This window comes from Rhodococcus sp. IEGM 1351 (assembly GCF_030056875.1).
In the GTDB taxonomy this organism is placed as follows: domain Bacteria; phylum Actinomycetota; class Actinomycetes; order Mycobacteriales; family Mycobacteriaceae; genus Rhodococcus_F; species Rhodococcus_F opacus.
The window spans coordinates 1-25,686 of record NZ_JASHKU010000024.1; the positions used below are offsets into that span (position 1 = coordinate 1).

The following is a 25,686-nucleotide window of genomic DNA, read 5'->3' on the forward strand; positions in this document are numbered from 1 at the left end:
CGACATCGCCATCGACCAGGGCGGCTGCTTCGAGGACTCACGTCCCACCACCCACTCCGAACCCACCTACCAGGTCCACGACTCCGTCTTCTACTGCGTCGCCAACATGCCCGGCGCCGTCCCCCGCACCTCCACCTACGCCCTCACCAACGCCACCCTCCCCTACGTCGCCGCCCTCGCCGACAAGGGCTGGAAAGAGGCCACCGCGACCGACCCCGGACTCGCCGCAGGACTGTCCACCCACGACGGACAACTGCTCTCCGAAGAGGTGGCCGCCGCCCACGGCTACACCGCTCACACGCCGGCCGCCTAGCCCTCCGCCGGGGTGTGCGGACGCACCGCACCCCTGTACGGCCACAACATCATCGGCCGCTCGCGACGACACCACCGGAATCGATCTGGGCGATGACCCGCGCCGCCTCGGGCCGCCCCCTCGATGTCGACGTCGATGCCGGGGTCCGGTCGCGGCCGCGATCACCGAAGGAGTGCACATGACAATTCCCGACCACCAGCACCTGACGAACACGAGTACGCACCCGAGTCAACTCGCGACTCCCGAGCCGGAGGGCTACGCCCGAGGGTTGAGTTCGCGGACGATTCAAATGATCGCGATCGGCGGGGCGATCGGCACCGGCCTGTTCTACGGATCGGGCGGCGCGATCGCACAGGCGGGTCCCGCGTTGATCCTGTCCTACCTCGCCGCGGGCCTGGCGATTTTCGTGGTCATGCGGGCACTGGGCGAGTTGCTGACCTACCGACCGGTCTCCGGCAGTTTCGCCGAGTACGCCCACGAGTTCCTCGGCCGGTTCGCCGGGTTCGCCACCGGCTGGACCTATTGGGCGGTGTGGGTGAGCACCTGCATGGCCGAGATCACCGTCGCCGGCAAGTACATCGAGTACTGGTTCGACATCCAGCCGTGGATCACCGCCCTGGTCGTGCTGACCGTGCTGTTCGGTGCGAACTTGATCTCGGTGCGGCTGTTCGGGGAGGCCGAGTTCTGGTTCTCCGCAATCAAGATCACCGCGATCGTCGGCATGATCCTGATCGGGATCGGGGTGCTGACCATCGGATTCGGTCACGCCGCCCACCCGTCCGTGACCAACCTGTGGGCCGACGGCGGGGTCTTCCCGCACGGTTTCGGCCAGTCCCTGATGACCCTGCAGATCGTGCTGTTCGCCTACGTCGGCGTCGAACTCGTCGGGGTGACCGCCGGGGAGGCGCGTGACCCCAAGAAGACGCTGCGCAAGGCAATCAACACCCTTCCGGTCCGCATCGGCCTGTTCTACATCGGTGCGCTGCTGGTGATCATGTCCGTCGCCAGTTGGCGCAACTTCCAGTCAGGGAAGAGCCCGTTCGTCGAAGTCTTCGAGCAGATCGGAATCCCGGCAGCGGCGGGCATCATCAATTTCGTGCTGCTCACCGCCGCACTGTCCTCGTGCAACTCGGGGATCTACTCCACCGGCCGGATGCTGCGCAGCCTGTCGCTGCGCGGGGAGGCACCCGCCAGGGTCGGCACCCTCAGCTCCCGCGCGGTGCCGTTCACCGGAATCAGCCTCTCCGCGGGTGTCATGGTCCTCGGCGTCGTCGTCAACGCCGTCTCCCCCGACAAGGCCTTCACCTACATCACCTCGGTGTCCACCGTCGGCATCATCTTCGTCTGGGCCGTCATCCTGGTCTGCCACATGATCTACCGGTCCCGCGTCACCGACGGCACCCTGCCGGCCAGCGACTACCGCCTACCCGGCGCACCGGTCACCACCCCCCTCGCCCTCGGGTTCCTCGGCCTGGTCGTGGTCCTGCTGTTCTTCACCGACAGCGGACGCACCGCGCTGGCGGTCGGCGCCGTCTGGGTGGGGTTGGTCTGCGTCGGCTACGCCGCCCTGACTCGACTGGCACCAGCAGGACGCGGCGGCTCCAGCAGCCAGCATGCCGCCGAACAGGGCACCCGATCCGGGGGCACGCAATGATCCCGGCCCGGCAGGCGGTATCCGGCGTGCCCGCCCCGTAGTCGGAAGCCGTCATCGACCTCGACGCGATCGCCCACAACATCCGGATCCTGCGCGAACACGCCGGTAACGCCGGTCTGATGGCCGTCGTCAAGGCCGACGGATACAACCACGGCGGCGCAGCCGTCGCCGCGGCAGCGCTGGCCGCCGGAGCCCGCGAGATCGGTGTCACCACCATTGCGGAGGCGCTGCAGCTGCGCCGGGCCGGCATTGCGGCGCCAATCCTGTGCTGGCTGAACACCCCCGAGGTCGACTACCGAGGCGAACATCGAGATCGGGGTCCCCTCCACCACGCATCTGCTCGCCATCGCCGCGGCCGCCTCCGCGATAGGGAAACCCGCGACGATCGCGATCAAGGTAGACACCGGACTCAACCGCAACGGCGCCTCACCCGAGGAATACCCCTTGCTGCTCGACGAACTCATCCGGCTCACCCGCGAGGGCACGGTCCGGCTGCACACGATCTTCTCCCATCTCGCCCACGCCGATGAGCCGGGCAACCCGGTCCTCGACAGCCAACGCCAGCGATTCCTCGACGCGATTGCGACGGCGCAGGCGCGCGGACTCGAACCGGAAGTCGTGCACCTGGCGAACTCGGCGGCCACCCTCACCCGACCAGACCTGCATTTCGATCTGGTCCGACCGGGAATCGCCGTCTACGGGCTGACACCGATCCCCGAACTGGGGACCTTCGGGCTGATCCCGGCGATGACGGTCCGGACGCGGGTCGCGTTGGTCAAGGAGGTCGCGGCCGGCGAGGGAGTGTCCTACGGGCACGGCTGGATCGCCCCGCGCGACACCGTCGTTGCCCTGCTGCCCGCCGGCTACGCCGACGGAATCCCGCGCGCTCTCGGCGGGAAGTTCGACGTGCTGCTCGGTGGCGTCCGACGGCCGGGAATCGGCCGGGTGTGCATGGACCAGGTGGTCGTGGACCTCGGCCCGGACGGCGGCGGCGTCCGGGAAGGCGACCACGCCGTGTTCTTCGGCAACGGCCGACGCGGCGAACCCGTCGCACAGGACTGGGCCGACCCACTCGGCACCATTCACTACGAGGTGGTCACCGGACTGCGAGGGCGGATCATGAAGCGATACATCGGCGGTGGCTGAGGCCGGCCACCAGTTGCTGGTTCGGCAGTGTGATCAGGCGTCCAGGTTCACGAGGGCGCTGGACTACCTCTCGGAAGGCCTCGGGGGTGAGGGCGCCGATCGGTGAGCCTGGCTTCCGTGCTGGCGCGGACGCGTTCGATGACGGTCAGCTCGGGCAGGACCACCGGATGCCGAAGTTCCTGGGTTCCTCGACGGCGACGAGAAAGTGCAGGTAGGGGCGGACGTGGTCGGATCCGGTGCCGATGGTGGTGTTCACAGGTTGCCTTTCCGGGTGGCTTGGCGTGGTCGGAGGGGACGCAGGACGTCATGCCGGACAATGAGATTCAAGTATTCTCCGCGGCCCCAAGGCCGCCTGGAGATCCTCCGTCCCGCCCGTCGTTTCCGACCGAGCGCCCTGTGCGCGCGGTTCGTCGGAATTGTGACCGCATCCCGGGGGATGATCACCTCATGGAACGTGCGGAGGCCGGAAGCCACGGGACGCTGATGACGTTCGACCAGTTCGCGGATATCTTCCGGGACGTCGCCAGCCTCGGTGTCGTCAGAGACGATTTTCACCGGTTCGACGACGTCGTCACCGCGAAACTCTACGACCTGATCCTCGTCGCACAGGAGAGCGCGGCAGCCCAGCACCGGCACGTCGTCGAACCCACCGACCTGCCGATCACCCGAGGGTTACAGGAGAACATCGGATTGTTCCGCGAGCTCGGCCCCGGCCTCCGGGTAGACCCGATCGTCAAGCGACTGTCCGACTACCCGCCCCTCGACGGCATCCTCGCAACCGAAACTCGATCGGGGCTCCCCGACATCACCGGCGGACTCAGCGTCGCCCTCGCGCGCACCTTCCGCACCGTCTACCCCGAGTTGAGAACCGTGCGGGCGCGAACCACGCACTGGTCGGTGATCAGTACCCTCGTCGACCTCTATCTCTGACCTCCCAACCACGGCAGGCCACTGTCTCTTCATGCATTCGGAACACACCCCGGGGTGCAGAAATCCACCCCTGGAGGGATGGCCGCCCACCCCTTCAGGGGGCGTTGCCGGCCCCCAGTTCCGGCGAAGACTGGTGTTCGCCCACAAGGGACGCGGAAATTCACACACCACACTCAGGAGCAACGCAATGAACTCGACGAAGACACGCATCGCCGCAGTAGCCGCAACGGGCGCCGCCCTCGGACTGGGAATGTTCATGGCCCAGAGCGCGACTGCCGTCGCCGCACCCGCGCAGTCGACGTTCCCGCAAGTCGTCTCCCCCGAGTCCGGACTCTCTCCCTACAAGGTCGACGTCAGGGACCGTATCGGCTGCGCGAACGCATGGCCCATGGTCGCCTGCGACGCCCCCGACGAGGACGTGCCCCCGCAGGTGACCCTCGTCGAACCCGGCACCACCCTGGTCGAGCCCGGCGGCACATCCCTCTACGGACCCGCCGCCGCTTCCGTGAACTCCCAGCAGGCCGCCACCATCCACCAGGTCAACTACCCTCTCGAGCCCGACGACGGAGTGATCTCCCACTCGCTCGATCCGGACATGCCCTGGATGTGACATACGTTCGTGGCTGATTCACTCAGGATCTCCAGCAGAGTCTCACGGCCGCCGGTGCCATTGGCCCCGGCGGCCGAGACGTGTGCGATGACGTGTGCCTTCCGCATCTCGGAGTATTTAGAGAGACGAACCATCGATGACATCCGAATCCATGAGGTGGAGGATGAAACAGACCGGTCTCGCTCTGATCGTGGAACGGGTCTCGTTGTGACGGGTCGTTTCAAGCGAATCGACTTCTCCGCAGTTCCCGAGTGAACGTGAGGCGGCCGAGATGACGGCAGAAAACGTGATGGGCGCACAGAGCGCCGATCAAGAATGTGAAGACTGCGGCTACAAACCGGAACTGAAGCGAACTCTGGGCTCCTTTCAGGTGTTCGCTGTCTCGTTCGCGTTCATCTCGGTGGCGGTCGGGATCTTCGGCACCTACGACGACGTGCTTCGAGACGCGGGGCCGGTGGGGATCTGGCTCTGGGTCATCGTGGCGTTGGGGCAGACCCTCGTTGCGCTGGTGATCGCCCAGTTCGCTGCCCGAATCCCACTCAGCGGCTCCTCCTACCAATGGGCCTCACGGCTGGCCAACCCGAAAGTCGGCTGGTTGTTCGGTTGGCTGACCTTCTGTTACCTGGCGCTCGGCGTGGTGACGGTCGACAATGCGATGGCAAGCAGCGCCCTCATGCCACTGTTCGGCATGCAGCCCGACGAGGGCACGGCGCGCATGATCACGCTCGTCGTGGTCCTTGTTCAGGCGGTGCTCGTCGTGTTCTCCACGCGCCTCGTCGGCTTGATCACGTCGGGCGCGGTGGGGCTCGAACTGGTGATCGTGGTGGTGCTGGCGATCGGGCTCTTCGTCGCTGTCGCAATCTCGGGCGAGGGCTCGGTCGGCAACCTCACCTCGCGCGGTATCACCGAGGGCGCCCCCAACTATTTCGCTGTCGGCGGCGGGTTGATGGCTGCGATGATCATGGGGCTCGCCACACTCGTCGGCTTCGACTCCGCGGCGAATATGGCTGAGGAGGCCAAGGATCCGTTTCGCAGCGTCCCGCGCGCGATCGTGGGATCGGTCGTGGCGGCGGCGGTGCTGGGACTGGTGTTCCTGATCGCGCTCACGATCGCGATCAAAGATATCCCCCGGGTGAGCGACAGCGACACGCCGGTGGCGGCGATCCTGCGCGATCAGCTGGGTCCGGTGATGGAGAGGTCGCTGCTGGTCGCGATCGCGTTCGCATTCTTCGGCGCCGGGATGGTGACCCTGGCCACCTGCTCGCGGATGGTGTTCGCGATGTCGCGCGACGCACGTTTCCCTGCTCACCGGCTGATGCGCCGAGTCAATCCGCGCACGCAGACACCCATTCCGGCGACCATCCTGATCGTCGTCGTGGGGGTCGTCCTCATGGCCGTGCTGCCGGGTGGCGCCCTGCTGGAGTTGCTCACGGTAGGGACGGTCATCTCGGCAGTTCTCTACGGCGCGATAATCGTCCTCTATCTGGCGGTGCGGAGACGACTGGATCGGAAGGCGGGTGCGTTCGATCTCGGGCGCTTCGAGTTGCCGGTCGCGATCAGCGCGCTGGTGTGGTCGGCTGTCGTGTTGTTCGTGATCGTCTCGCCCTCGACTGCTTTGACCTCGATCCTCATTGCGGTCGGCTTGCTCGTCGCAGGCGGGTTGTACTTCGGCTACCTGTTGATATTCAAACGCGAGGTACTGGACACCGAGCCAGGAGACGCCGATGTCTTCTCACACTGACCGAGAGGTCAAGCCCCTGACTGCCGCGACCACCATGCTCACCGGTGACGTGGTGCGTGCGGGCGACTCCGGTTACGAGGCGGCGCGGGTCGGCTGGAACCGCCTGTATTCCCGCTACCCCGAAGCCATCGTGTTCTGCTGCGACACACAGGACGTGGTCCACGCGGTCCGCTGGGCACGCACGGAGGGCATCGCCCTGCGTGCCCGCAGCGGTCGCCACAGCCTCGAGGGCTGGTCGTCGATCGACGGCGGGCTGGTCGTGGACGTCAGTCGGATGAAGAGCATCGTGATCGACGAAACGGCGCGCACGGCGACGGTCGGGACGGGGCTGACGCAGAAGGAGACGGTCGCGGCGCTCGGGCAACGCGGCTTCGTCGTTCCGACCGGCTCGGAGGGCGGCGTCGGTCTCGGTGGGGTGATTCTCGGGGGTGGCTTCGGGCTACTGACCCGAAGCATGGGTTTGGCCTGCGACAACCTACTCGCAGCGGAGGTCGTGGTAGCCGACGGCTCACGCTCGGCGAAGGTCGTGGAGGCGACCGAGCACAGTAACTCCGACCTGCTGTGGGCGTGCCGTGGTGGAGGCGGCGGCAACTTCGGGATTGCGACGTCCTACACGTTGAGGCTGCACGAGCTCTCGAACGTCACATTCCTGGTCGCGAGGTGGACCGGTCACGGCGAGCTGGGCGCCCTACTTCGCGCGTGGCAGCGCGACGCGCCGGTCGCCGACGAGCGGCTGACCAGCGCGCTCGAGGTGGATTCGACCGCGGTCGAGCTGTCTGCGCTGCTGTACGGCGGTTCATGGCGAGAACTCGAGGACCAACTGCGCCCGCTGCTGACGATCGGCGACCCCGACGTGACTGTGACGGAGGACGCCTGGCCGACCGTGTACGGCGACGTCGACAGGGGCCCGGATGACGTCGCCCTCTGGAAGTTCTACTCGCAGTTCGTCACCCAGCCGTTCCCCGACGAGGCGATCGATCTGATCGTCCACTACATGGGCAACACGCCCAGCCCGCCGAGCAATTTCTTCTGCACGAGCTTCGGCGGGGCCGTCCGGCATGCGCCGCCCGGCGGAACCGCGTTCCCTCACCGCGACGCACTGTTCTACTGCGAGCCGGGTGCCGCCTGGAACGACCCCGCCCTGAACTCGACGGCACTGGGCTGGGCGGCCGACTTCTGGCGCGCGTTGCGCCCCTACGGTGACGGCGCCTACGTCAACGTGCCCAACGCCGCCGCGGCGGACTGGGAACGTGAGTACTACGGCTCCCACCGCGAGCGGCTGCGCGAGGTGAAGGCCACCTACGACCCGGAGAACGTGTTCAACTTCGAGCAGAGCGTGCCCCTGTCACCGGCTGACCCGTCCCGCGTCCTACGCTGGGGCGATGGCGGTCAACCGGAGTCGCAGGGCCAGGGGCGCCCGTAAACGCAAGCGTCGGATGGAGAGTGTCGAGCACGATCTCACCGCCGAGCAGTGGAGTGCACTCACCGAGGCGTGGGGCGGCTGCGCGTACTGCGGCGCGACCGACAAGCCGCTGCAACGCGACTGCGTGCAGGCACTGTCCCGCGGCGGGCGTTACACCCTCGACAACATCGCCCCGGCCTGCGGCTCGTGCAACGCCAGTAAATGCAACGACGAAGTCACCGGCTGGCTGCGGCGCAAGCGGCTTGACGAGCGCGCCTTCCTGTTGCGTCACATCGAAATCAAGACAGCACTCGCGCTGCGGTTCCCCACGCAACCGGGCACCGAACTCGAGGCGCCGGAAATCACCGGCCCGTAATCGCAGACCCGTGTGACGACCGCGTCTACTACTTGGTGCCGAAGAGTCGGTCGCCGGCGTCCCCGATGCCGGGCAGAATGTACCCGTGCTCGTCGAGTTGGCGGTCGACGGCGGCGGTGTAGATCGGGACGTCGGGGTGCGCCTTGTGCAGGGCGGCAACGCCTTCGGGGCAGGTCAGCAGGCAGACGAACTTGATGGATTTGGGACCGCATTCCTTCAGCCGCTCCACCGCCGCGACGGCGGAGTTGCCGGTGGCCAGCATCGGGTCGATCACCACCACGTCGCGCTCCAGCAGATCGCCGGGCATCTTGAAGTAGTACTCCACGGCTCCGAGGGTTTTGGGATCGCGGTAGAGACCGATATGGCCGACGCGCGCACCCGGCACAATTGTCAGCATGCCGTCGAGGATGCCGGTACCCGCGCGCAGGATGGAGACGAAGACCAGTTTCTTGCCGTCGATGACCTTGCCTGTCGTGAATTCCAGCGGTGTCTCGACGTCAATCTCCTGCATCGGGATGTCGCGGAGGACCTCGTACGTCATCAACGCGGAGATCTCGTTTGCCAATCGTCGAAAGCTGTTGGTGGAAGCATCCTTACGGCGCATCATCGTGAGCTTGTGCTGCACCAGCGGGTGGTCGATCACGTGTACCGTGCCCATGTATTCGTCCTCGTTTCGTTCTAGAAGACCGTGCCGTCGCTCACGACGTTCAGCGGCGGCAGCCCACCACGCGAGCGCTGTGCCAGCGCACGGCCCGCCGCCCAGGTGCCGCCCTCCAGGACGCAGGCCAACGGCATCGCTCGGGAATCCACGCCCAGACGTGCGCGCACCAGCGGGGCCAGCTCGTCCAGGAGCGCTACCGTCAACGCGCGCCACTCGACCACCAATTCGTCTCCCGCCGTCCAACTTTGCGCAGCCCACGCCGGATCGTGCAGGCGGAGCACGCCGGTGTCGAGAAGCAGACCGCCGTTGCGGTACTCGGGCAGGCCGGTCAGCTCGTCCAACCCGACCACCTCGACACCGGCCCACTGGAAGGGCTCGAGCAACGAATAGCTCAGCCACTGCGACAGTTTGTGAAACGGCATCCAGCCCTGGGTCAGGCCCGGACCGGCCACCGCGGCGTGGCGCCAGCAGTCGCCCAACGGCTCCGCGCCGATGGCGTTGCCCGCCGGCCAGATGCCCGACAGCGACGTCAGGAGCTGCGACAGGATGTCGTGGGCGGCGACCGTCGCCGGGGCCGCACCCTGCTGGGCGACCAGAAGGTCGAAGAGGCCACCCGGCCGACCCTGCGGACCGAACACCTCGGGCTGTGCGGAGAGCGCCTCGCCCAGCCGTCGCAGCAGCAGCACGCGACCGTCGAGGCCTACCAGCGGATTGGACGGGCCGGCCTGGAACACCTCGGCCAACCGGTCCGTGTCCAGACCACGCAGTCCTGCCGCATCGACCTGCAGCGGGTGCGCCGCGTCGCTCGAGAACAGGCCGCCCAGGAACGCGTGCCAGCTCGCGACGCCCAGCCCCTCGGAACGGGCGAAGCGCTGCCCGCCGGCAACCTCGTGGTAGTGCCAGTCGGGTCCGGCTCCTGCATCGAGCAGCACGCTGACCACGGCCAGGTCGATCATGGCGCGGGCGCGGCCCGGTGCATCCAGCGCGGTCAGCCGTGCATCCAGCTCGGCTTTACGGTCGACGCCGCCGGCTTCGAAATGGCGCCAGCGGCTGTGGTACGGGATCTTCAGGTCTGGATAGCGGGCACGCGTGACGTCGGCGACCTCGGCAGCGGCCGTCTGCAACGCGTAGTCGTCGACGTCGAACCAGAGTGAATCGCCCTCGCGGGCACGGGACAGCAGCTGTCGCGCGCGCTCCCGCACGGCCGACGTGGTACGCAGAGCCGCGACCGCGCCCTCGGCCCGCCCGGTGTCCAGGGCAGGACCGACGCCGATCACGCTCATCCGTCCAGCTCCCGGCCCTTGACCTTCGCCAATTCGTCAGCGTCCGGCACCGCGCCCGGGGTGAAGTAACCGGCGGCCATCTTGGCGTCGATCTCCACTCGCGCGTCGGCCGGGATCAGACCCGCGGGGAGGTCCACCCGCTCCACGACCTCGATACCCGAGCCGGTGATGGCGTCGTACTTCATGTTGCTCATCGACACCAGGCGGTGGATCTTTCTGACGCCCAGCCAGTGCAGCACATCGGGCATCATTTCCTGGAAGCGCATGTCCTGCACGCCGGCCACGCATTCGGTGCGGGCGAAGTACTGATCGGCCGTGTCGCCGCCCACTTGGCGCTTGCGCGCGTTGTAAACCAGGAACTTTGTCACCTCGCCAAGCGCACGGCCCTCCTTGCGGGAGTACGCCACCAGGCCCACGCCACCGCGCTGCGCACCCTGGATGCACTCCTCGATCGCGTGCGTGAGGTACGGGCGGCAGGTACAGATGTCGGAGCCGAAGACGTCCGAGCCGTTGCACTCGTCGTGTACGCGTGCGGTGAGTTCCACGCCAGGATCGGCAAGATCACGAGCGTCGCCGAAGATGTACACGGTCTGACCCCCGATCGGGGGCAGGAACACCTCGAGGTCCGAGCGCGTCACGAGTTCGGGATACATGCCGCCGGTCTCCTCGAACAGCACGCGGCGCAGATCCGTCTCGCTGCAGTGAAAGCGCTCCGCCACACCCGGCAGGTGCCAGACGGGCTCGATGGCCGCCTTGGTGACCAGCGCAGCACCGCTGGGCAGCAGGAAGCGGCCGTCCGGGTGCAGGCGACCCTTCTGGATGGCCTCCATGACCTCCGGCAGGATCACGTGCGCCTTGGTGACTGCGATGCTGGGGCGGATGTCGTGACCGGCCGCCAACTCGGCGGCGAAGACCTCGGCCACCGTGGCACCCCACGGGTCCAGGCTCACGATCTTGCCGGGCTCGCTCCACTGCGGGTACGGGCCGATGATGTTCGTGGGCGCGGTGTTGGTGAGGTCGGCCTTGTGATGGCGCGACAGCGCGCCCGACGCCACCGCCAGTGCCCGGTAGATGCTGTACGAGCCGCTGTGCGTTCCGATCACGTTGCGGTGGGCGCGGTTGGTGGTGGTGCCGACCACCGGTCCGCGCTCGGACGCCGTGGGTGCTCCCCAGTGGATCGGCAGGGCCCCGACACCGCCGCTGTGTGAGGTCAATCGGATGTGGCCGCCGGCAGAGTCGGGCGTGGCGGCGACGGATTCAGCGGACATGGCGTTCCTCCGTTAAGGAAGGCCCGGCGGCACGGCATGCCGCCGGAACGTGTCTCCGGCGCCGGATGCTGCCGACCACCGGAAACCGAAGCATAACCACTCTGTCGCCACAATGTCGTGTGGTGAAGACGGGGACCTGTCCAGGCGATACGGCAGCATGAGCGAACCGAATCGCGAGGCCCATCCTTCGCAGGTCACCGGCGTCATTCGCGCGTTCTGAACTGCCAGGGCCCGACCTCAGGCGGACCGGCCCGCCGTCGTCGCCCAGTACCACCAGCTAGCCGATCCCATCGCGCGCGCGATGGGATGGCGCCGACGAGCGGAAAGCCTCGAGGACCTGGGATAGTGTCGCCGAGGTGACGAAGAATCGAGCGCGAACCGTCGACCTGCGAACCCAGATCGAGGCGGACGACGTCTTCGCGCGTGGCGACGCGTTGCAGGCCACCGTGCCGTCGAGTGCGCACGGGAGCGCCGCGGTCGGCGCTGGACGGCCGGATGTGCTCGATTTCGTCGAGGCCAGTAACCAGGGGAGGCTGGCGAATCTGATTCCGCTGCGAATCGGTCGAATGATCGCCTCCCCGTTCGCGTTCTTCCGCGGCGCAGCCGGCCTGATGGCGGCCGACCTCGCCACCTCTCCGGTCACCGGATTGACAGCGCAGTTGTGCGGTGACGCCCATGCGGCCAACTTCGGCCTGTACGGGACACCGGACGGTCAGATCGTTATGGACATCAACGATTTCGACGAGACCCTCCCCGGCCCGTGGGAGTGGGATCTCAAACGCCTCGCCGCGAGTCTGGTCCTCGCCGGACGTGAAGGCGGTGTGTCCGAGAACGGTTGCATCGAGGCCGCCGAAGATGCCGTCAAATCGTATCGGCGCACCATCCGCGATCTCGCCGAACTGCCATTCCTTCAGTCCTGGAATGCGCTGCCGGACAAGTCGGTGCTCGAGCGGGCCAAGGCCGACGCCCTGCTCGACGACTTCGACAAGGCCGCGCAGAAAGCGCGACGCAATACCAGCGAGAAGGTGGCGGCGAAGTGGACCGCCCACCTCGAAGATCACGAGACCGGGATCCGCCGGCGACGGTTCATCGACGACCCGCCGGTCCTCACCCACGTCGACCGCGCAACCGCCGATGCCGTGACCGATGGTCTGGAACTCTATGTCGAGTCACTGCGCGAGTCCCGCAGGAACCTGATCGCCCGATTCGCCGTGTCCGACGTCGCGTTCCGGATCGTCGGAACCGGCAGCGTCGGTCTGCGCAGCTATATCGCCCTGCTGCACGGTAATCGGGACGAGGTGCTCGTACTTCAACTGAAACAGGCCCGGCCGTCCGCACTGTCGGCGTTCCTACCGGTCGACGAGCCGAAACACGAGGGCAAGCGGATAGTGCACGGCGCCCGGCTGGTGCAAGCGGAATCGGACATCCTGCTGGGCTGGACGACGATCGACGGCCTCCCCTACATCGTGCGGCAGTTCCGAAATCTCAAAGGGGACATCGATCCCACCGGTCTCGAGCAAGACCATCTCGACGACTACGGCCGGCTCGCCGGCGCCCTGCTCGCGCGTGCACACACCCGCTCGCTCGATCCGCGGGTGCTCGCCGGTTACTTCGCCAGCGACACGGAACTGGACGAGGTGATCGGGCGATATGCCGTCAGCTACGCCGATCAGACCGAAGCCGACCACGCAACACTGGTCGCCGCGGTGAAATCGGGGCGAATCGCTGCCGAGCCGGCCTGATTCGGCACGCAAGCACCACGAGCAGCTGGTGGCGAAACCGAGAGAGGCCGCCACTCCCCAAGATACGAGGCGCAGGTGCACCTCGTATCCACCCGAGCCGAAACGCCTCGGATTCGTGAGTGTGAGTGGCGACCTCTTTCGTCGCAACGAGAACGTACCTCGCACCTCTGACATGAATTCCAATGGTGGCCGGCCGCGGCGAGAAAGGAGGGACAAGCAGTTGGTCAACTCCCCTACGGCACGTTGAAGATGCCTCTTGCTCCCACGTACTCGACCAGGTTCCCCATGGCGGAGGCGGTAACAACCCCGGTACCGGTGTGGGCAAACCCAGGCTTGTCCTTGGTCACGGAAGCAACACCCGATGTTCCGTTGGACAGGTTGGTCCAGGCAACCCACAGCACGACGGATTCCATGAGTGCTGGGTCGTGAAACGTCACGACCCCCGGCGCATCAGCCGTAACCGCAAACGGGACGTCGATACAGGCGGGGAAGCAATAGCCGAAAGTCCCTGAAGCCCACACGCGGGGTATCTGAAACGGCGTCGACACCGGCGCCGCTGTGGCCGCACCAGGACACCAGACCAGTGGAGTTGCGGCGAGACCCACAGCGAGAACGGCCCTACGCAGAGACCATCGGCGACGGTTCATTCACACGAGCCTCTCGTCCGTGAAACTACAACTCGGCATCCTCTCCGACGCAAGTACTTGCCTCATCGTAGCGATCGTTCCTGGTCAGCACGCGGAAATACCGGCAAACGCGTTGGTCCGACGCGCCTGGGTTGAGACTGCCGCGTACCTGCTCGCGCAGATGCGCCGGGACGTGCCACGCCCCACTGATTGCAGTGGAACCGGACCGCAATCGGCACTGCGTTCAGGGCGGCGGCCTTGCGACGCACGCTCGATCGCCCCAGATATTCGACCCAGGAAGTGCACCGCATAATCTCCACCTGGTCGGCTCACTACTGATGCGAGTGCGAGCCCTTCGCACGTGCCGCCTGCAGGCTCTCACAGGACTCTGCGGCGGCAGAGCGCCGTCGCCGCCAGATCGTCCACCGGACGGACAGGGCAAGCACACGCGGCACGACGAAATACACCGCCGTGGGAACGACGACACCGGTGAGCGACAAAGCCCGCAACCAGGTCGGCCAGGTGGCCGTGATCGGACCCGACAAGGTCATGACGGTCATGCCCACCGTGACGAGCGGGAAGATCGACACCCAGGTGACGACCACCCGCAAGTGGACGGACGGGGCCCCCACCGGCATGAGATCCCGAGGGCGCCCGTCGGCCCGTTCCGTTCGTGGAGGCCGGCGCTTCGTGGTCGTCGGAGCGAGATATTCGACCACTGTCGATGCGAGAGCAAGAGATTCCATCCTGAGTAGCCCTTCTCGTAACTCCAACTATTCAGTTGCCGTTCGACCGTAGGGGCTGGACATGCGGATTGCAACCAGACAGTTGGAGTTGTCGTAGGATGCAGCCGTGGCGTGGGATACCGAACGAACCAAGCGACTTCTCATCGAGGCCGGAGTTGCAGAATTCAGTTCGTTCGGTCTGGCCGGTGCTCGTGTCGATCGGATCGCCGAGAAAGCAGGCGTGAATAAAGAGCGCATCTACCAGTACTTCGGCAAGAAGGAAGCGTTCTTCAGCGCGGTCCTCGAACATGAACTCGCAACCACGCTGGCCGCTGTCGAACTGTCCGGTCACGGGGTCGCCGCCATCGCCGACTACGCCGGTCGCCGATTCGACTACCAACGCGAGCACCCCACCTTCACCCGTCTGCTGTTCTGGGAGGGACTCGAACTCGAGGCACCCGTCGCGGAAGCATCGCGACAGAAGCACGCTCAGGCGATCGTCGCCAGCGCACGGGAAGCTGTCCCCGAACTTTCCGAGAGCGACGCCCAGGAACTGCTCATCACCGTGATCACGCTCGTCGACGGCTGGGTAGCTCTCCAGACCGCAGACCGGCTGTTTTCGACACCTCTTCCGCGTGGTCGCGACCGGGACGCGCGCCGACGCGATTTCATCGTGATGACGGTTGAGGCCGCCACGCGGGCCGCACTCACCCGAACCCCCGTCGGCCCGGACCCAACTCGCCGCCGGCTCGCCGCGGATGGGTGATGCGCGGGTTCCGCATTGCGGTCCACCCGAGCGGATGGAGCTGGCAAGGTCTAATCATGGCGTTCGGGTGGCGGTCGGTCACTGCGGAGTGGCCGCTGGTGATACCACCGGTCTCCGTCGCGGTACTGGGACTGACGTGGGGCCGAGACATCGGCACCGTTCTGGTGCTCGTCGTGGCGGTGGTGCTGGTCGGTGCGGTGCTGGCTGCCGTTCATCACGCCGAGGTGGTTGCGCACAGAGTCGGCGAGCCGTTCGGATCGCTGATCCTCGCTGTCGCGGTCACCGTCATCGAGGTCGGATTGATCGTGACGTTGATGATCTCGGGTGGCCCGGCGACGGCCTCGCTTGCCCGCGACACGGTATTTGCTGCGGTGATGCTCACCGTCAACGGCATCATGGGGTTGTCGCTGTTCGTCGGCTCACGAAGGTATGGGGTCGCGCTGTTCAATGCGGAAGGTACCGGCGCGGCACTGGCGACCGTGGCGTCACTGGCTACCTTGAGCCTGGTGCTGCCGACCTTCACGACGAGCCGGCCGGGCCCCGAATTCTCCTCGGCTCAATTGATATTCGCGGCAGTGGCGTCGCTGGTTCTGTACGGGATGTTCGTCATCACCCAGACCGGACCGCATCGGCACTTCTTCCTGCCCGTCATCGCCGACGAACCTGTGAGCGTCGACGACCGGAACGCCGCACCCCCGACGGGCAGGATGGCGGGCATGAGCCTCGCCCTGCTGGTGCTGGCTCTGTGCGCAGTCGTGGGATTGGCGAAGGTCGAGTCCCCAGCGATCGAGGACGCGGTCGCAGATGCCGGATTGCCGCAATCCATCGTCGGCGTCGTCATCGCACTGCTCGTACTCCTGCCGGAAACCCTCGCCGCGGTGCGGGCGGCGCAGAGAAACCGGATCCAGATCAGCTTGAATCTCGCCTTGGGATCGGCGATGGCCAGCATCGGGTTGACCATCCCCGCCATTGCCGTCGCCTCGATCTGGCTGGACGGCCCACTCCTGCTCGGTCTCGGTCCCACCCAGGTCGTGTTGCTCGCCATCACCGTGGTGGTGGGCATGCTGACGGTGGTCCCCGGCCGTGCCACCCGACTCCAAGGTGGCGTCCACCTGGTGCTGCTGGCTGCCTACGTGTTCCTTTCCGTCAACCCTTGACCATCGTCCGGCGCGTCACCGCTCGCGGAGTCATCACCAGCGAGCCTTCCCGATATGCGGTCGGGTAAGTTTCCGCGCATGAGAACCGCATCGTGGGTCAGCGCGGCGGCTGCGGTGCTGTTCGGTGCCACCACTGCCGCAGCGTGGCGGAAGGCAACCCTCGCCGATCAGGCCAGGCGCGAGGCCGAGGCTGCGCTGGACGCGGCGCTCGAGCAGGTCACCGTGTTGACCCGGATCGCCGAAGCCGCGCAGCGAGCATTCCCACAGCCGCAGGACGTCCAGTTCGAAGTCCAGCGGATCCGTGGACCCGTCGACCGGTTCCGGCTCCGCAACGTCGGAACCGGCACCGCCACCGACGTGCGGTTCATCGTCGATCCCGCCGAGGAGCAGAACCGCCGGATTCCCACGCCGCAATGGCTGCAGGAAGAACCCGTGACGTTGCTGCCGAAGGAAGGGGCCGACTTCGCCGCGAGCGCGCTGTCTCCCGTGGGCGGCTCGTGGCGAATAGTCTTTCCGGCCTTCGTCACCGTGATCTGCGACGAAGCCGGCCCTCCACGACGGGTGGACCTGCCGACCGCTGTCGTTGCCGAAGACGGCGTGATCGGCTGACTCTCCGAAACCCGCACCCGGCGAACAGCGGGGCCGTCAGCGACTTCCCTGTCCCAGACGGTTCCCGACGCGATCGAACCACTCGAGTACCGCACGTTCGTACACGATCCCGAAGTCCAGTGTGGCCAGCGCAAATCGGTTGGATCCGTGCACCGCGGCGTCACGCTCGTATTCGGCGAGCTGACTCTCGTGCGCTGCACGGTGCGAGTGCAGCATCGCGGCCAACCTCTCGGGCGGAAGGTGCGCGCCGAACGCGACGGTGAGCAGCATCGGATAACGGATGTTCTCCGGGCCGGGGTCGCGCTCGATCCACTCCGCGAACGCCCGGCGACCGTCCTCGGTGAGGGTGTACGGCTTGCGCTCGCGGGCGCCTCGCTCCCCCGCCTCGATCAACCCGGCACGCTCCATCGCGGCCAGCTCCCGGTACACCTGGCTGGTCGTGATCGACCAGAACTTGCCGATGCGTTCCTGTGCGGTCACCACCAGGTCCCATCCGGTCTTGGATCCCTCGTGCAGAAATCCGAGGAGCGATGCCGCAGTGGCGTTGAGGGGGCGTTCGGCCATGGCACGGTCCTTCGCATAGTCGGGGGTTGACATTCCACTGTGGCATATCGATCATGGTAGTAGCGACATTCCACAGTGGAATGTCATCGCTGAGGAGGGTCCGATGCAGAACGCGGACAACATCCGGATATCCGATTCCGAACGCGAGCAGGTCGTCGGTGACCTCGGGCGGCACCTCACCGCCGGGCGACTGACCATCGGCGAGTTCGACCAGCGGGTGGCACAGGTATATCGATCGACCACCCAGCAGCAGGCGCATCAGGTGTTGCGTGATCTTCCGCCGGCACCCCAGGCAGTTGCCACCGCCCGGCCCGGGGCACCGACGACCCGCCCCTCGCGTCGCCGCATCCCGGGTCACCAGCGGATCGAGTGGCTCGCCTGGCTCGCCGCCGGTGGGATCAACATCGCGATCTGGGGCATCGTCTCGCTCGCAACCGGCGTCATGATCTACCCCTGGCCGATCTGGGTGATTGGCCCGTGGGGGCTGGTGCTGCTGGGCAGGACACTGCTCGGCCGCGAGGGCGGGTGCAGCAAGATCACCGATGCTCTGCACGACGAGCGGATCAGAGTCGTGGTGGGTCGCTGAACGCACGCGGAACGAAGGGCGTTGGGCCCCGGTCCGTCGGTCACCCGGCGAAGCGCGCGATCCAGAGTCGGATCGTCTCGTTGGTGGCACCGTGCGCCCGTAGCCACGCGCGCACACCACCCGGGCGGGCGTCCCAACTGGCCAGGACACCCTCGATGGCCTCGGGGACGACACCTCGGAGATCACGGTCGTTGGGATGCGCCTGACCCAGCTCGGGAGCGAAACGGGTGATTCGGGTCAGGACGGCGCCCATGTGCTCATTGGTCGCTTCGTTGTCGGCGACGATGTCGTCGGGTTCGACTCCGGCCGTACGCAACAGCAAGGCCACCGCGACGCCGGTGCGGTCCTTGCCTGCGGCGCAGTGCAGCAGCACCGGGCCCGGGGCGGTGGCTGCCACCTGCAGGACGTCCACGAGTCGCTCCCCCGGGTTGGTCAGAATCCCGAGGTAGATGTCGGCGAGCCGGGCACCCTGGTTCGGCGCTGCGACCTCGGCATCGGACAGCAGCGAGATCTGGTGCACGACAGTTTTCTGCGACCGCAGCGGATGCCCCCGTGTCGCGTATTCCCGGGGACTGCGCAGGTCGACGACGGTGCGGGCCGGCCATTCGTCGACCGCAGTCGGGCGGGCGTCGCCCGGTGCCGGCAGAGCGCTGCGGTAGAGCACCCCGGACCGGGTCCGGCGCCCCTCGGCGAGCGGAAGGCCGCCGAGGTCGCGCAGGTTGGGGAGGACATCGAGGTCCGTGACGGTCATGGAGCTTCCTTCCAAGGCGAGAGGCCGTGACCAGGCCAAACGGTCCGTGTCCCCGCCGGACGCGGGCTGCGAGGACCAGAAGATAGGTATACCCCCCGGTGATTCGGCCGATGCGCCATGTCCCCGCAGTGGGCGACGATGTGACCTGTCTCATACCCACGAACCGGGGTCGCCCGTTGGTCCGACGCCGCCACTGACGGAGGGTGCTCGCACCGATGAATGCAGAACCGATTACCTGCGGTGACTACGTCACGGCGACCTTTGCGCGTGATTTCGTCGCCGAGGGATTCGACCACGACGCTGTCGAACGCATCCACAGCGGTCTGTTCGACGAGTGGAGTCACGCCCTTGCTCAATCGGGTCTGTTCACCAACCGAACCGTCGCGGCCGCGCTGCACTCCTGGCAGGACGATCCACACTCCCTCCTCGACGCCCTGCTCGCGAACGCGGACGAGATGACCCTCAAGCGCTACGACCTCGTCTGGGAGGCACTGGAACACGCCCACGTCGGTTCGGCCGAGCGCCTCTCCGAATACGCATGACGCGGCCGCCGGCGGCCGTGGCGCCGCGAAGTCCACCGCAGCCGTTTTCACCCCCCACTTTCACAGACACCACCGACCACACCGACGAACGAGAACAATGAGCACCAACACGTATCCCACCATCGAAACCATCCGCATCGGGCAGTCCGGTCACGAATGCCGCTACTGCGGGCACGCCGTCGCGAAGGACGGCCCAGGCTACCGGCACACCACTACCGGCCAGTACCGCTGCGATCCCGCCAGTCGAGCATTGAACGAAGCCCGTCTGTCCAACAGCATGGTTCGGAGCTGAGCACGATGAACGTGCAAGCGATGCAGGTGAGCGCGGCACCCGAGGGGCTCGGCCGGTACCGAGACGCGGTCGATGCGCTTCGCGCCTTCGACAGTCCCGGCCACCGAACCGACCCCCACACGGCACTGCTGTTGGACAGTCTCACCGATGATCTGATCGAGGCAGCCCAGACGGCCGCCTGGGGCGACACGGTTCCACAGCACGACATCTTCGCAGTGATCGACACCGCGATCTCCCGCCCACGCCCGTCACTCTGAATCTCCTATGCCACGAGAGTGGGCAGTGACGGTCAACTCGATTCCACTCCCCGCCTGATGGTGTCGTAGATCGGGCAGGACGTCGCGAACTTCGCGGCCAGTGAGTCGGCCGTCGGCTGGTCACCCCGTGAATCTCGATGCGCACTTCGGTGAAGTCGGAGCGGGAGCGCACCATGAGTCCGTCGCAGGACGCTGCCCGAACGATTCCCGCAGTCCGTCGGCGACTTCGGTTGCAGTGCCGATGAATCCACCCTTCGACACGACCGCCGTAGCCCTTCTCTGCTGGTCATGGCCTTCGACGCCGATCCGTCGGTAAGCCTGGCGCTACACAACGAATGGCACAGCACGCTTCGCAGCGCGGCTCACCAGAGGAAGCACAGGCTTCCTCCAATCTGCAGCAGATCGAAACGGAGCACCGAGATCCTGACCGCCGTGCAGAGCGGCGACGCAGAACCGTCGAGGAACCGGGCGTTACCTCACCTTCTACTACCATGCTTCACAGATGGGGATGCGCGGTCAGGGCGCCCGGTGAGACGAAGGATCGGCAATGACGAACGACCGCAGCGTGGACCCGAAATCTCGACTGTCCCCAGGACTGCGGCGGCGCCTGCCCTGGCTGCTGCTCGCCGCCGTGGTGGTCGTCGTGGGAGCGGTCGCTGTCGTCGCCTACGCGTTGACCTCCGGAGCCGACGAGGGCCGCGAAGCCCACGGGTTCTCGCCGAACGCGGACAATCCTGACCCGTCACTGGGAATCGAAGGGATCGTCACCGTCGACTATCCGCCCGCCGCCCATGTGCAGGCACCGCAACGAGTGGCCTACGACCAGAGTCCACCGTTCGGCGGCGCCCACGACCAGTACTGGGCAACGTGCACCGGCATTGTCTATCCCGAAGCCATCCGCAGCGAGAACGCCGTCCACTCCCTCGAACACGGCGCCGTGTGGGTCACCTACGACCCGGACCGGCTGGACGACGACGACATCGCGGCGCTGGCAGAGAACGTCGACGGCGCACCGTACACCCTGATGTCGCCGTACCCCGGTCTCGATTCGACGGTGTCCCTGCAGTCGTGGGGTCACCAACTGAAACTCGACGACGTCCACGATCGCCGCATCTCCGACTTCCTCACGGCCTTGCGACAGAACCCGAACACCTACCCGGAACCGGGGGCAACTTGCTCGACGGTGCGGGGTGGATTCGATCCGGCCGACCCGCCACCGTTCGATCCGTCCGCACCGGGTGCGGATGCATTTCCGGTCGACGGTAAATAGTCGCTTCAGCGAACGTTTCCACACCACTTCGCACGCGACTGGGATCCTGCGGTCGAAGCCGAAAATTACCTACCCGAAAATGTGCTCCGTGTGTCGATATCGCGATCGCCGATTCGACGTATCAGGATTCGACGTATCAGTAGGAGCACATGAGGAGGTGAGAGCGATGTTGGCGGCACATTTGTTGTCCGGCCTGACCAGTGAAGAGGTCGATCTGATCGTGGCGGAGGAACTGCATCTGCTCGGCGCCTCCGCATGAGGGGCGTCGACGCCGTGTCGAATACCGACCGGTGACGAGCGGGCACTGCTAGACGGTGCCCGGTCGGGGGATATCAGCTTCGAGCGTGGCGGCGATCCGCGTCCTGATCGAACGGTAATCGAGGTCGGTCACGAATCGGTGTGCCGGCCCCCGTACTGGAGTGACGCCCCACACGGCGGCGCGGCCGTCCTCGTGGATCACCCGGGGTCGGGCGTCGGTGGCGGACAGCACGACCGGGGGGTCGAGCATCACAGCGGCTGCGACGGAATCGTGTGCGGTGTAGATCGGATCCTCGGCACGATATGTGCTGGTGCAGTAGCGGTGATAGTCCTCGGTGATGTCACGGACGAAGGTCGCCGTCTTTCCCACCTCCGAACGAGCAACGAGATCGGCCCAGGCCAATCGAAGTCGGCCGGTGACATTCATTCCCACCCACGTAATCTTTCCAGGCGCTGGAGAAACCACCGTCGCCGCGACTGGATCATGATTGGTGTTGGTGTCACCTTTCTCGAGAAACTGTGGTTGTACTGCGGCCTCGACGTCTCTACGAGAGGCGGGTCCCATCCCGCCCATGATGGTCACCGAACGGTAGCGGGTCAGGACACGTGGCTCGCGCGTGACGGCGGCGGCGATGTTGGCCAGCGGACCCAGGCACAGCAGGTCCACCGCACCGGGCCGGTCCGCGGCGACGCGCAGCAGTTGATCGACGGCGGACTCGGGCGCCGGGCCCACGCCGGGTCGTGGCCGGTATCCGCGGTCACCGAGTCCGTCGAGTCCGTGTGGGGAACTGGTGGCAGGTGGTGGCCCGGGACGTGGTTGTCCGATGCACACCGGAACATCGCGTAGGCCGGCGACGGACAGAACGGTGAGGGCGTTCCGCGCGGCCTGCTGTTCGGTGCAGTTCCCGAACACTGTTCCCACACCGATGATCTCGGTTCCGGAGTGCTGCGCGATGGTGAGCATGGCGAGGGCATCGTCGACGCCGGTGTCGGTGTCGACGAGTACGTAGCGGTCGGTCACTCCCGGTCCTGTGTTCCGTGATCCATGATCGGATCGACTCGATTACATTCGCGCGCAGTGTAACCGGACCCCGGCCCCCGGCTCGTTCCGCCGGTCAGTAGCTGAAGGTGACCACCCCTTCGTCGCCGATCCACTTCCACATCGGCACCGTCCCGGCGAGTTCGGCATTGGATACCAGTGCGTCCTTGTCGAGGTGCTTGGCCTCGAAGCAGATCGGACACACCATGTAGATGCCGCCCGCGGTCTCGAATCGTGCCGCCAGATCGGGAAGCGGCGGACAACCTTCGCAGGCCACGCCCTGAATCGTGCCGTCGAGCGCGAGCCGTACCGCTTCCTTCGTGAGAAACATCGGTGTCTCGCGCTATTGTTCTGCCGCACCGACCGCGACCAGAAACGCAACCGTCACCTTCTCGGCGTCCTCGAGACCGGTGGTGAGACTGACCACTGCCTTATTACCCATGGATTCGAGTCTTCGCCGCGCGAGGACTGCCGACAAGGGGGCTCATCGAGTCACAGGACTCGCACGTCGAGATCGGTGGCGGTTGCCTGTTTCGACCGCACCCGCAACTGATTCTCGCCTAACCTGAGAACGTGTTCGAACAGCGTCCGTTTCAGCAGGTTTCGATGACGTTACGCCTCGCAGTCCGTCACGATGGCTCTACCAGCGCATCCGCCGACGAACGTATCGGGATTCACCCGCGGATGCTGACCGGGATCGGAGCCCAGCCGCGTCAGCAAGCTCGTGTGAACCATAGGGGAACGACCGCGCTGTTCACACTGATCCCAGACGACGATACGGAAGACGACACCATCCGGATAACGGAGGGGGGCTGTCGTCGGCTCGGCGTGGAGCCGGGACAGACGGTGATTCTCGACCCTCGGTGCATCGCCACGGCGATGACCGAGGAAGAGGCCGAAAAAGAGGGTGAGTTCATCGAGCGGCTCGAAGACGACGGGCGACATCACCGTCTCGTGGTCCTGGCACCGCACGGTGGCGCCATCGAAACCCGAACGGATCAGCAGGCTGAACAGGTCGTCGCTTCGCTCGGATCGTGCGATTCGACGCTGTGGGCGTGTAAAGGCTGGCGACCGGTGGGCAACGCATATCGGGCTTGGCACATTTCCTCGAGCGATCTCAGCGTGCACAGCTTTCCGCTTCTCCGCTCCCTGTCCGCGAGACGATTCCAGTGGGCGCTGTCGTTTCACGGCTACCGAGGAAACGACGTCCTCATCGGCGGCCTCGCGCCCGCGCCTCGCAAGTCGGACGTCCGGGACGCGATCGCGAAGGCACTCGACGGAAGCGGAATCTGTGTTCGGCTCGCCGAACCCGGAGAACGACATAGCGGTGAATCCCCATCCAACCTGGTCAACCGCCTCACCATCGACGCCGCCGGCGGAATCCAGATCGAACAGTCCCGACCCGCGCGGACAGTGCACGGCCGCGCGATCGCTGCAGCTGTCAGCGAGGTCTACGACACCTGGATCGCCACCGACAACTGTCGGTGAGACTTCACGGGCCCGCGGGAGCCCAGCACGGCCCGTCCGGGGGCGGGGTGTGCTCGTAACCCGGGTAGCACGGCAGCACCTCCGGGGCAGGCACGGGCGCAGGTGCCGGTGCCGGCGCATTCGCCGGTGGCGAGCCGGGCGGGAGACACGGCCCGTCCGGGGGCGGGGTGTGCTCGTAACCCGGGTAGCACGGCAGCACCTGCGGAGCGGACGCTCCCGGAGGCGGTGCAGGTGTCGGCACTAGCGGTGGTGATTGCGGTGCCGGTGCCGGTGCCGGTGCGACCTCCTCCTGAATGGGAGCCTCCGCCACCGGCGCCTGAGTCGGTGACGGTGCTTGCACCGGCGGCACCTGCTCGGCAGCGGTCGGATTCGCCGTGGCTGTCGGTGAGGACGACAGCGATGCCGGCCCGGCCGCGCTCGACGACGGCGTAGGAACGGCGACCTGTGGCGATGACGCTCCCGACCCGATGATCACGCCACCGACAATCGCGGCAGCGATGATCGCGGCGAGCGCAAGTCCCGCGGCCACGAGACGGCGGTTCCGGGCGATCGGCGGGGTCGCGGGAGTGGGATCGGCGGCAGGCTGTTGCGGTGGCACCGCGACGCGAGCGGCAGCGGCCAACTCGCCCGCCGACCGATAGCGCCGCGCGGGGTCGACCGCCGTTCCGCGTGCGATGACGGCGGCCATCCCGACAGGCGGCGTCGGGATCTCCGATGTCGGGAACACCTCGCCGGTGAGGCACTCGTACAACACACAGGTCAGGCCGTAGACGCCCGACGCGGCGCCGAGAATCACGGGGAGCCCGACGTCGGTGAGCTGGATCAGTCCCCCGTCCTGCACGACGACGTTCGCCGACGACACTTCCTGCTCGACCAGCCCGGCCGCGCGCACTGCCTCCAGCGCCGACGCCAGCTGCTCGACAACGCCGACCGCGCGCGATACGTCCATCGGTCCGGTGGACTGAAGGAGCGTCCGCAGGTTCGTGCCCTGGGTCGGCTGCGTTGCGAGAAAGAGTCGGTTGCCGATCTGCCCGAAGTCGTGGATCGGTACCACGTGCGGGTTCCGGATGTGGGCCGCGATGGCGGCTTCTCGTTCGAACCGCTCGCAGAATTCGTCGTCCTCGGTTGCGTCCGGCGGCAGTGCCCGCACCACGACATGACGGAACGTGACGGTGTCGAACGCCGCCCACACCTCGCCGCTCACATCGACCGTCAGCGGACGGTCCAGCCGGTACTTGCCGAATAGCGTTCCAGCTTGCATTGCCACTCTCCGCGCTCGAAATTGCCGCGTCTGCGGAACTGTGCACCCGAAATTCTAGGCGGTGCCGGCCACAGGGTCTCGTTTGGAGCCGGGTAGTGTGCTCGTATGCGCAGAACGCACCTAGGCTAGCTCCGGTCCGGGGCCGCCCCGACTCAGGAGAAACCTGATGCGTACTGCATTCTGCAATACCCTCTTTCACGTATTCGATCACCGGATCTGTTGTGGCCGGATTCCCGAATGGACCGCACACGTCGGTCAGCCGTGGGACACCTACGACGTCGCACCGTGGAATCTGTACAACGCGATCTGGCGGATCCAGCACTGGATTCGCAGCGGCGTCGACGCTGATCGGTGACCTTGTTCCGCTCT

General features: G+C 66.4%; 26 protein-coding genes and 3 pseudogenes. 19 read left to right on the forward strand and 10 right to left on the reverse strand.

The features are described 5' to 3' along the window. The 8 genes and pseudogenes from QM806_RS31850 to QM806_RS31885 form a co-directional block, all read left to right on the forward strand. Nucleotides 1-313: pseudogene (locus QM806_RS31850) on the forward strand (alanine dehydrogenase); the annotation flags it as partial. Between the two features lie 178 nt (nucleotides 314-491). Beyond that, nucleotides 492-1,967 carry an amino acid permease gene (locus QM806_RS31855; protein ID WP_054245814.1) on the forward strand — a complete coding sequence of 492 codons (1,476 nt, stop codon included), beginning with the start codon at nucleotides 492-494 and terminating at the stop codon, nucleotides 1,965-1,967. 53 nt (nucleotides 1,968-2,020) lie between these two features. Next, a pseudogene (gene alr, locus QM806_RS31860) lies at nucleotides 2,021-3,113 on the forward strand (alanine racemase). Nucleotides 3,114-3,560: 447 nt separating this feature from the next. Then, nucleotides 3,561-4,043: a DUF1931 family protein gene (locus tag QM806_RS31865; protein WP_005575215.1), complete on the forward strand. Its 483-nt coding sequence runs from the start codon at nucleotides 3,561-3,563 to the stop codon at nucleotides 4,041-4,043. A 187-nt stretch (nucleotides 4,044-4,230) separates the two neighbouring features. Then, nucleotides 4,231-4,653 carry a hypothetical protein gene (locus tag QM806_RS31870; protein WP_043794287.1) on the forward strand — a complete coding sequence of 141 codons (423 nt, stop codon included), beginning with the start codon at nucleotides 4,231-4,233 and terminating at the stop codon, nucleotides 4,651-4,653. 271 nt (nucleotides 4,654-4,924) lie between these two features. Then, a complete protein-coding gene (locus QM806_RS31875; RefSeq protein WP_043794289.1) occupies nucleotides 4,925-6,394 on the forward strand; it encodes an APC family permease in 1,470 nt (489 codons plus the stop codon). Then, complete coding sequence (locus tag QM806_RS31880) at nucleotides 6,378-7,817, forward strand: FAD-binding oxidoreductase (RefSeq protein ID WP_231137598.1); 1,440 nt, start codon at nucleotides 6,378-6,380, stop codon at nucleotides 7,815-7,817. Before QM806_RS31875 ends, QM806_RS31880 begins: the two co-directional genes overlap by 17 nt. 13 nt (nucleotides 7,818-7,830) lie before the next feature. Continuing rightward, a complete protein-coding gene (locus QM806_RS31885) occupies nucleotides 7,831-8,172 on the forward strand; it encodes an HNH endonuclease (protein WP_005575223.1) in 342 nt (113 codons plus the stop codon). A 28-nt stretch (nucleotides 8,173-8,200) separates the two neighbouring features. Here the strand turns inward: QM806_RS31885 and upp are convergent, their stop codons facing one another. The 3 genes from upp to QM806_RS31900 are packed head-to-tail and all read right to left on the reverse strand — an operon-like array spanning nucleotide 8,201 to nucleotide 11,384. Further along, the gene (upp, locus tag QM806_RS31890) at nucleotides 8,201-8,830 is read right to left on the reverse strand and encodes a uracil phosphoribosyltransferase (protein WP_005253200.1); all 630 of its coding nucleotides are present in this window, start codon (nucleotides 8,828-8,830) and stop codon (nucleotides 8,201-8,203) included. A 20-nt stretch (nucleotides 8,831-8,850) separates the two neighbouring features. Beyond that, the gene (locus tag QM806_RS31895) at nucleotides 8,851-10,116 is read right to left on the reverse strand and encodes a URC4/urg3 family protein (protein WP_133983914.1); all 1,266 of its coding nucleotides are present in this window, start codon (nucleotides 10,114-10,116) and stop codon (nucleotides 8,851-8,853) included. Further along, nucleotides 10,113-11,384, reverse strand: coding sequence for a GTP cyclohydrolase II (locus QM806_RS31900; RefSeq protein ID WP_005253198.1), 1,272 nt, complete (start codon nucleotides 11,382-11,384; stop codon nucleotides 10,113-10,115). Before QM806_RS31900 ends, QM806_RS31895 begins: the two co-directional genes overlap by 4 nt. Nucleotides 11,385-11,740: 356 nt before the next feature. Between QM806_RS31900 and QM806_RS31905 the strand changes: the two genes are divergently transcribed. After that, nucleotides 11,741-13,126: a DUF2252 domain-containing protein gene (locus QM806_RS31905; RefSeq protein WP_005253197.1), complete on the forward strand. Its 1,386-nt coding sequence runs from the start codon at nucleotides 11,741-11,743 to the stop codon at nucleotides 13,124-13,126. Between the two features lie 233 nt (nucleotides 13,127-13,359). Here QM806_RS31905 and QM806_RS31910 read toward each other — a convergent pair whose 3' ends face one another. Beyond that, entirely contained in the window at nucleotides 13,360-13,563 is a 204-nt protein-coding gene (locus tag QM806_RS31910; protein WP_242322981.1) for a hypothetical protein, read from the reverse strand. 521 nt (nucleotides 13,564-14,084) lie between these two features. Beyond that, on the reverse strand, nucleotides 14,085-14,390 hold the full coding sequence (locus QM806_RS31915) for a putative antibiotic biosynthesis monooxygenase (RefSeq protein WP_054245817.1): 306 nt from the start codon (nucleotides 14,388-14,390) through the stop codon (nucleotides 14,085-14,087). Nucleotides 14,391-14,604: 214 nt separating this feature from the next. On the opposite strand from QM806_RS31915, the gene QM806_RS31920 reads away from it, so the two are divergent. The 3 genes from QM806_RS31920 (at nucleotide 14,605) to QM806_RS31930 (ending at nucleotide 17,009) form a co-directional block, all read left to right on the forward strand. Further along, a complete protein-coding gene (locus QM806_RS31920; protein ID WP_005253195.1) occupies nucleotides 14,605-15,243 on the forward strand; it encodes a TetR/AcrR family transcriptional regulator in 639 nt (212 codons plus the stop codon). A 56-nt stretch (nucleotides 15,244-15,299) separates the two neighbouring features. After that, the gene (locus QM806_RS31925) at nucleotides 15,300-16,400 is read left to right on the forward strand and encodes a calcium:cation antiporter (RefSeq protein WP_054245818.1); all 1,101 of its coding nucleotides are present in this window, start codon (nucleotides 15,300-15,302) and stop codon (nucleotides 16,398-16,400) included. 78 nt (nucleotides 16,401-16,478) lie between these two features. Then, nucleotides 16,479-17,009, forward strand: a complete 531-nt coding sequence (locus tag QM806_RS31930; protein WP_005253193.1) for a hypothetical protein — start codon at nucleotides 16,479-16,481, stop codon at nucleotides 17,007-17,009. 36 nt (nucleotides 17,010-17,045) lie between these two features. Here the strand turns inward: QM806_RS31930 and QM806_RS31935 are convergent, their stop codons facing one another. Further along, nucleotides 17,046-17,573: a PadR family transcriptional regulator gene (locus QM806_RS31935; RefSeq protein WP_005253192.1), complete on the reverse strand. Its 528-nt coding sequence runs from the start codon at nucleotides 17,571-17,573 to the stop codon at nucleotides 17,046-17,048. Nucleotides 17,574-17,676: 103 nt separating this feature from the next. Between QM806_RS31935 and QM806_RS31940 the strand changes: the two genes are divergently transcribed. Further along, complete coding sequence (locus QM806_RS31940; protein ID WP_005253191.1) at nucleotides 17,677-18,159, forward strand: DUF1707 SHOCT-like domain-containing protein; 483 nt, start codon at nucleotides 17,677-17,679, stop codon at nucleotides 18,157-18,159. A gap of 40 nt (nucleotides 18,160-18,199) precedes the next feature. Here the strand turns inward: QM806_RS31940 and QM806_RS31945 are convergent, their stop codons facing one another. After that, nucleotides 18,200-18,910 carry a tyrosine-protein phosphatase gene (locus QM806_RS31945; RefSeq protein WP_120661113.1) on the reverse strand — a complete coding sequence of 237 codons (711 nt, stop codon included), beginning with the start codon at nucleotides 18,908-18,910 and terminating at the stop codon, nucleotides 18,200-18,202. A 215-nt stretch (nucleotides 18,911-19,125) separates the two neighbouring features. Here QM806_RS31945 and QM806_RS31950 point away from each other — a divergent pair, with 215 nt between their 5' ends. From QM806_RS31950 to QM806_RS31965, 4 genes are all read left to right on the forward strand, one after another. After that, nucleotides 19,126-19,452: a hypothetical protein gene (locus QM806_RS31950; RefSeq protein ID WP_037202762.1), complete on the forward strand. Its 327-nt coding sequence runs from the start codon at nucleotides 19,126-19,128 to the stop codon at nucleotides 19,450-19,452. Nucleotides 19,453-19,549: 97 nt separating this feature from the next. Beyond that, a complete protein-coding gene (locus QM806_RS31955) occupies nucleotides 19,550-19,744 on the forward strand; it encodes a hypothetical protein (RefSeq protein ID WP_005253188.1) in 195 nt (64 codons plus the stop codon). Nucleotides 19,745-19,749: 5 nt separating this feature from the next. After that, nucleotides 19,750-20,001 carry a hypothetical protein gene (locus QM806_RS31960; RefSeq protein ID WP_005574284.1) on the forward strand — a complete coding sequence of 84 codons (252 nt, stop codon included), beginning with the start codon at nucleotides 19,750-19,752 and terminating at the stop codon, nucleotides 19,999-20,001. Between the two features lie 547 nt (nucleotides 20,002-20,548). Further along, nucleotides 20,549-21,271 carry a thioredoxin-like domain-containing protein gene (locus tag QM806_RS31965; protein WP_005253186.1) on the forward strand — a complete coding sequence of 241 codons (723 nt, stop codon included), beginning with the start codon at nucleotides 20,549-20,551 and terminating at the stop codon, nucleotides 21,269-21,271. Between the two features lie 307 nt (nucleotides 21,272-21,578). Here the strand turns inward: QM806_RS31965 and QM806_RS31970 are convergent, their stop codons facing one another. After that, nucleotides 21,579-22,550, reverse strand: a complete 972-nt coding sequence (locus tag QM806_RS31970; protein WP_169694071.1) for a nucleoside hydrolase — start codon at nucleotides 22,548-22,550, stop codon at nucleotides 21,579-21,581. 94 nt (nucleotides 22,551-22,644) lie between these two features. Beyond that, nucleotides 22,645-23,010: pseudogene (locus QM806_RS31975) on the reverse strand (DsrE family protein). Between the two features lie 404 nt (nucleotides 23,011-23,414). Between QM806_RS31975 and QM806_RS31980 the strand changes: the two are divergent. Continuing rightward, nucleotides 23,415-24,056 carry a poly-gamma-glutamate hydrolase family protein gene (locus QM806_RS31980; RefSeq protein ID WP_241769437.1) on the forward strand — a complete coding sequence of 214 codons (642 nt, stop codon included), beginning with the start codon at nucleotides 23,415-23,417 and terminating at the stop codon, nucleotides 24,054-24,056. A 4-nt stretch (nucleotides 24,057-24,060) separates the two neighbouring features. Here QM806_RS31980 and QM806_RS31985 read toward each other — a convergent pair whose 3' ends face one another. Continuing rightward, nucleotides 24,061-25,317: a serine/threonine protein kinase gene (locus QM806_RS31985; protein ID WP_283294011.1), complete on the reverse strand. Its 1,257-nt coding sequence runs from the start codon at nucleotides 25,315-25,317 to the stop codon at nucleotides 24,061-24,063. 166 nt (nucleotides 25,318-25,483) lie between these two features. On the opposite strand from QM806_RS31985, the gene QM806_RS31990 reads away from it, so the two are divergent. Then, nucleotides 25,484-25,672: a hypothetical protein gene (locus tag QM806_RS31990; RefSeq protein ID WP_005561621.1), complete on the forward strand. Its 189-nt coding sequence runs from the start codon at nucleotides 25,484-25,486 to the stop codon at nucleotides 25,670-25,672. Nucleotides 25,673-25,686 lie beyond the last annotated feature (14 nt).

Coding starts and splice junctions, on each gene's coding strand:
- QM806_RS31985 (WP_283294011.1), bottom strand. CDS start 25,317: ATGCAAGCTGGAACGCTATTCGGCAAGTACCGGCTGGACCGTCCGCTG.
- QM806_RS31955 (WP_005253188.1), top strand. CDS start 19,550: ATGAGCACCAACACGTATCCCACCATCGAAACCATCCGCATCGGGCAG.
- QM806_RS31900 (WP_005253198.1), bottom strand. CDS start 11,384: ATGTCCGCTGAATCCGTCGCCGCCACGCCCGACTCTGCCGGCGGCCAC.
- upp (WP_005253200.1), bottom strand. CDS start 8,830: ATGGGCACGGTACACGTGATCGACCACCCGCTGGTGCAGCACAAGCTC.
- QM806_RS31950 (WP_037202762.1), top strand. CDS start 19,126: ATGAATGCAGAACCGATTACCTGCGGTGACTACGTCACGGCGACCTTT.
- QM806_RS31855 (WP_054245814.1), top strand. CDS start 492: ATGACAATTCCCGACCACCAGCACCTGACGAACACGAGTACGCACCCG.
- QM806_RS31880 (WP_231137598.1), top strand. CDS start 6,378: ATGTCTTCTCACACTGACCGAGAGGTCAAGCCCCTGACTGCCGCGACC.
- QM806_RS31885 (WP_005575223.1), top strand. CDS start 7,831: ATGGAGAGTGTCGAGCACGATCTCACCGCCGAGCAGTGGAGTGCACTC.
- QM806_RS31990 (WP_005561621.1), top strand. CDS start 25,484: ATGCGTACTGCATTCTGCAATACCCTCTTTCACGTATTCGATCACCGG.
- QM806_RS31940 (WP_005253191.1), top strand. CDS start 17,677: ATGCAGAACGCGGACAACATCCGGATATCCGATTCCGAACGCGAGCAG.
- QM806_RS31930 (WP_005253193.1), top strand. CDS start 16,479: ATGAGAACCGCATCGTGGGTCAGCGCGGCGGCTGCGGTGCTGTTCGGT.
- QM806_RS31915 (WP_054245817.1), bottom strand. CDS start 14,390: ATGCCGGTGGGGGCCCCGTCCGTCCACTTGCGGGTGGTCGTCACCTGG.
- QM806_RS31925 (WP_054245818.1), top strand. CDS start 15,300: ATGGCGTTCGGGTGGCGGTCGGTCACTGCGGAGTGGCCGCTGGTGATA.
- QM806_RS31945 (WP_120661113.1), bottom strand. CDS start 18,910: ATGACCGTCACGGACCTCGATGTCCTCCCCAACCTGCGCGACCTCGGC.
- QM806_RS31870 (WP_043794287.1), top strand. CDS start 4,231: ATGAACTCGACGAAGACACGCATCGCCGCAGTAGCCGCAACGGGCGCC.
- QM806_RS31960 (WP_005574284.1), top strand. CDS start 19,750: ATGAACGTGCAAGCGATGCAGGTGAGCGCGGCACCCGAGGGGCTCGGC.
- QM806_RS31965 (WP_005253186.1), top strand. CDS start 20,549: ATGACGAACGACCGCAGCGTGGACCCGAAATCTCGACTGTCCCCAGGA.
- QM806_RS31935 (WP_005253192.1), bottom strand. CDS start 17,573: ATGGCCGAACGCCCCCTCAACGCCACTGCGGCATCGCTCCTCGGATTT.
- QM806_RS31875 (WP_043794289.1), top strand. CDS start 4,925: ATGACGGCAGAAAACGTGATGGGCGCACAGAGCGCCGATCAAGAATGT.
- QM806_RS31865 (WP_005575215.1), top strand. CDS start 3,561: ATGGAACGTGCGGAGGCCGGAAGCCACGGGACGCTGATGACGTTCGAC.
- QM806_RS31895 (WP_133983914.1), bottom strand. CDS start 10,116: ATGAGCGTGATCGGCGTCGGTCCTGCCCTGGACACCGGGCGGGCCGAG.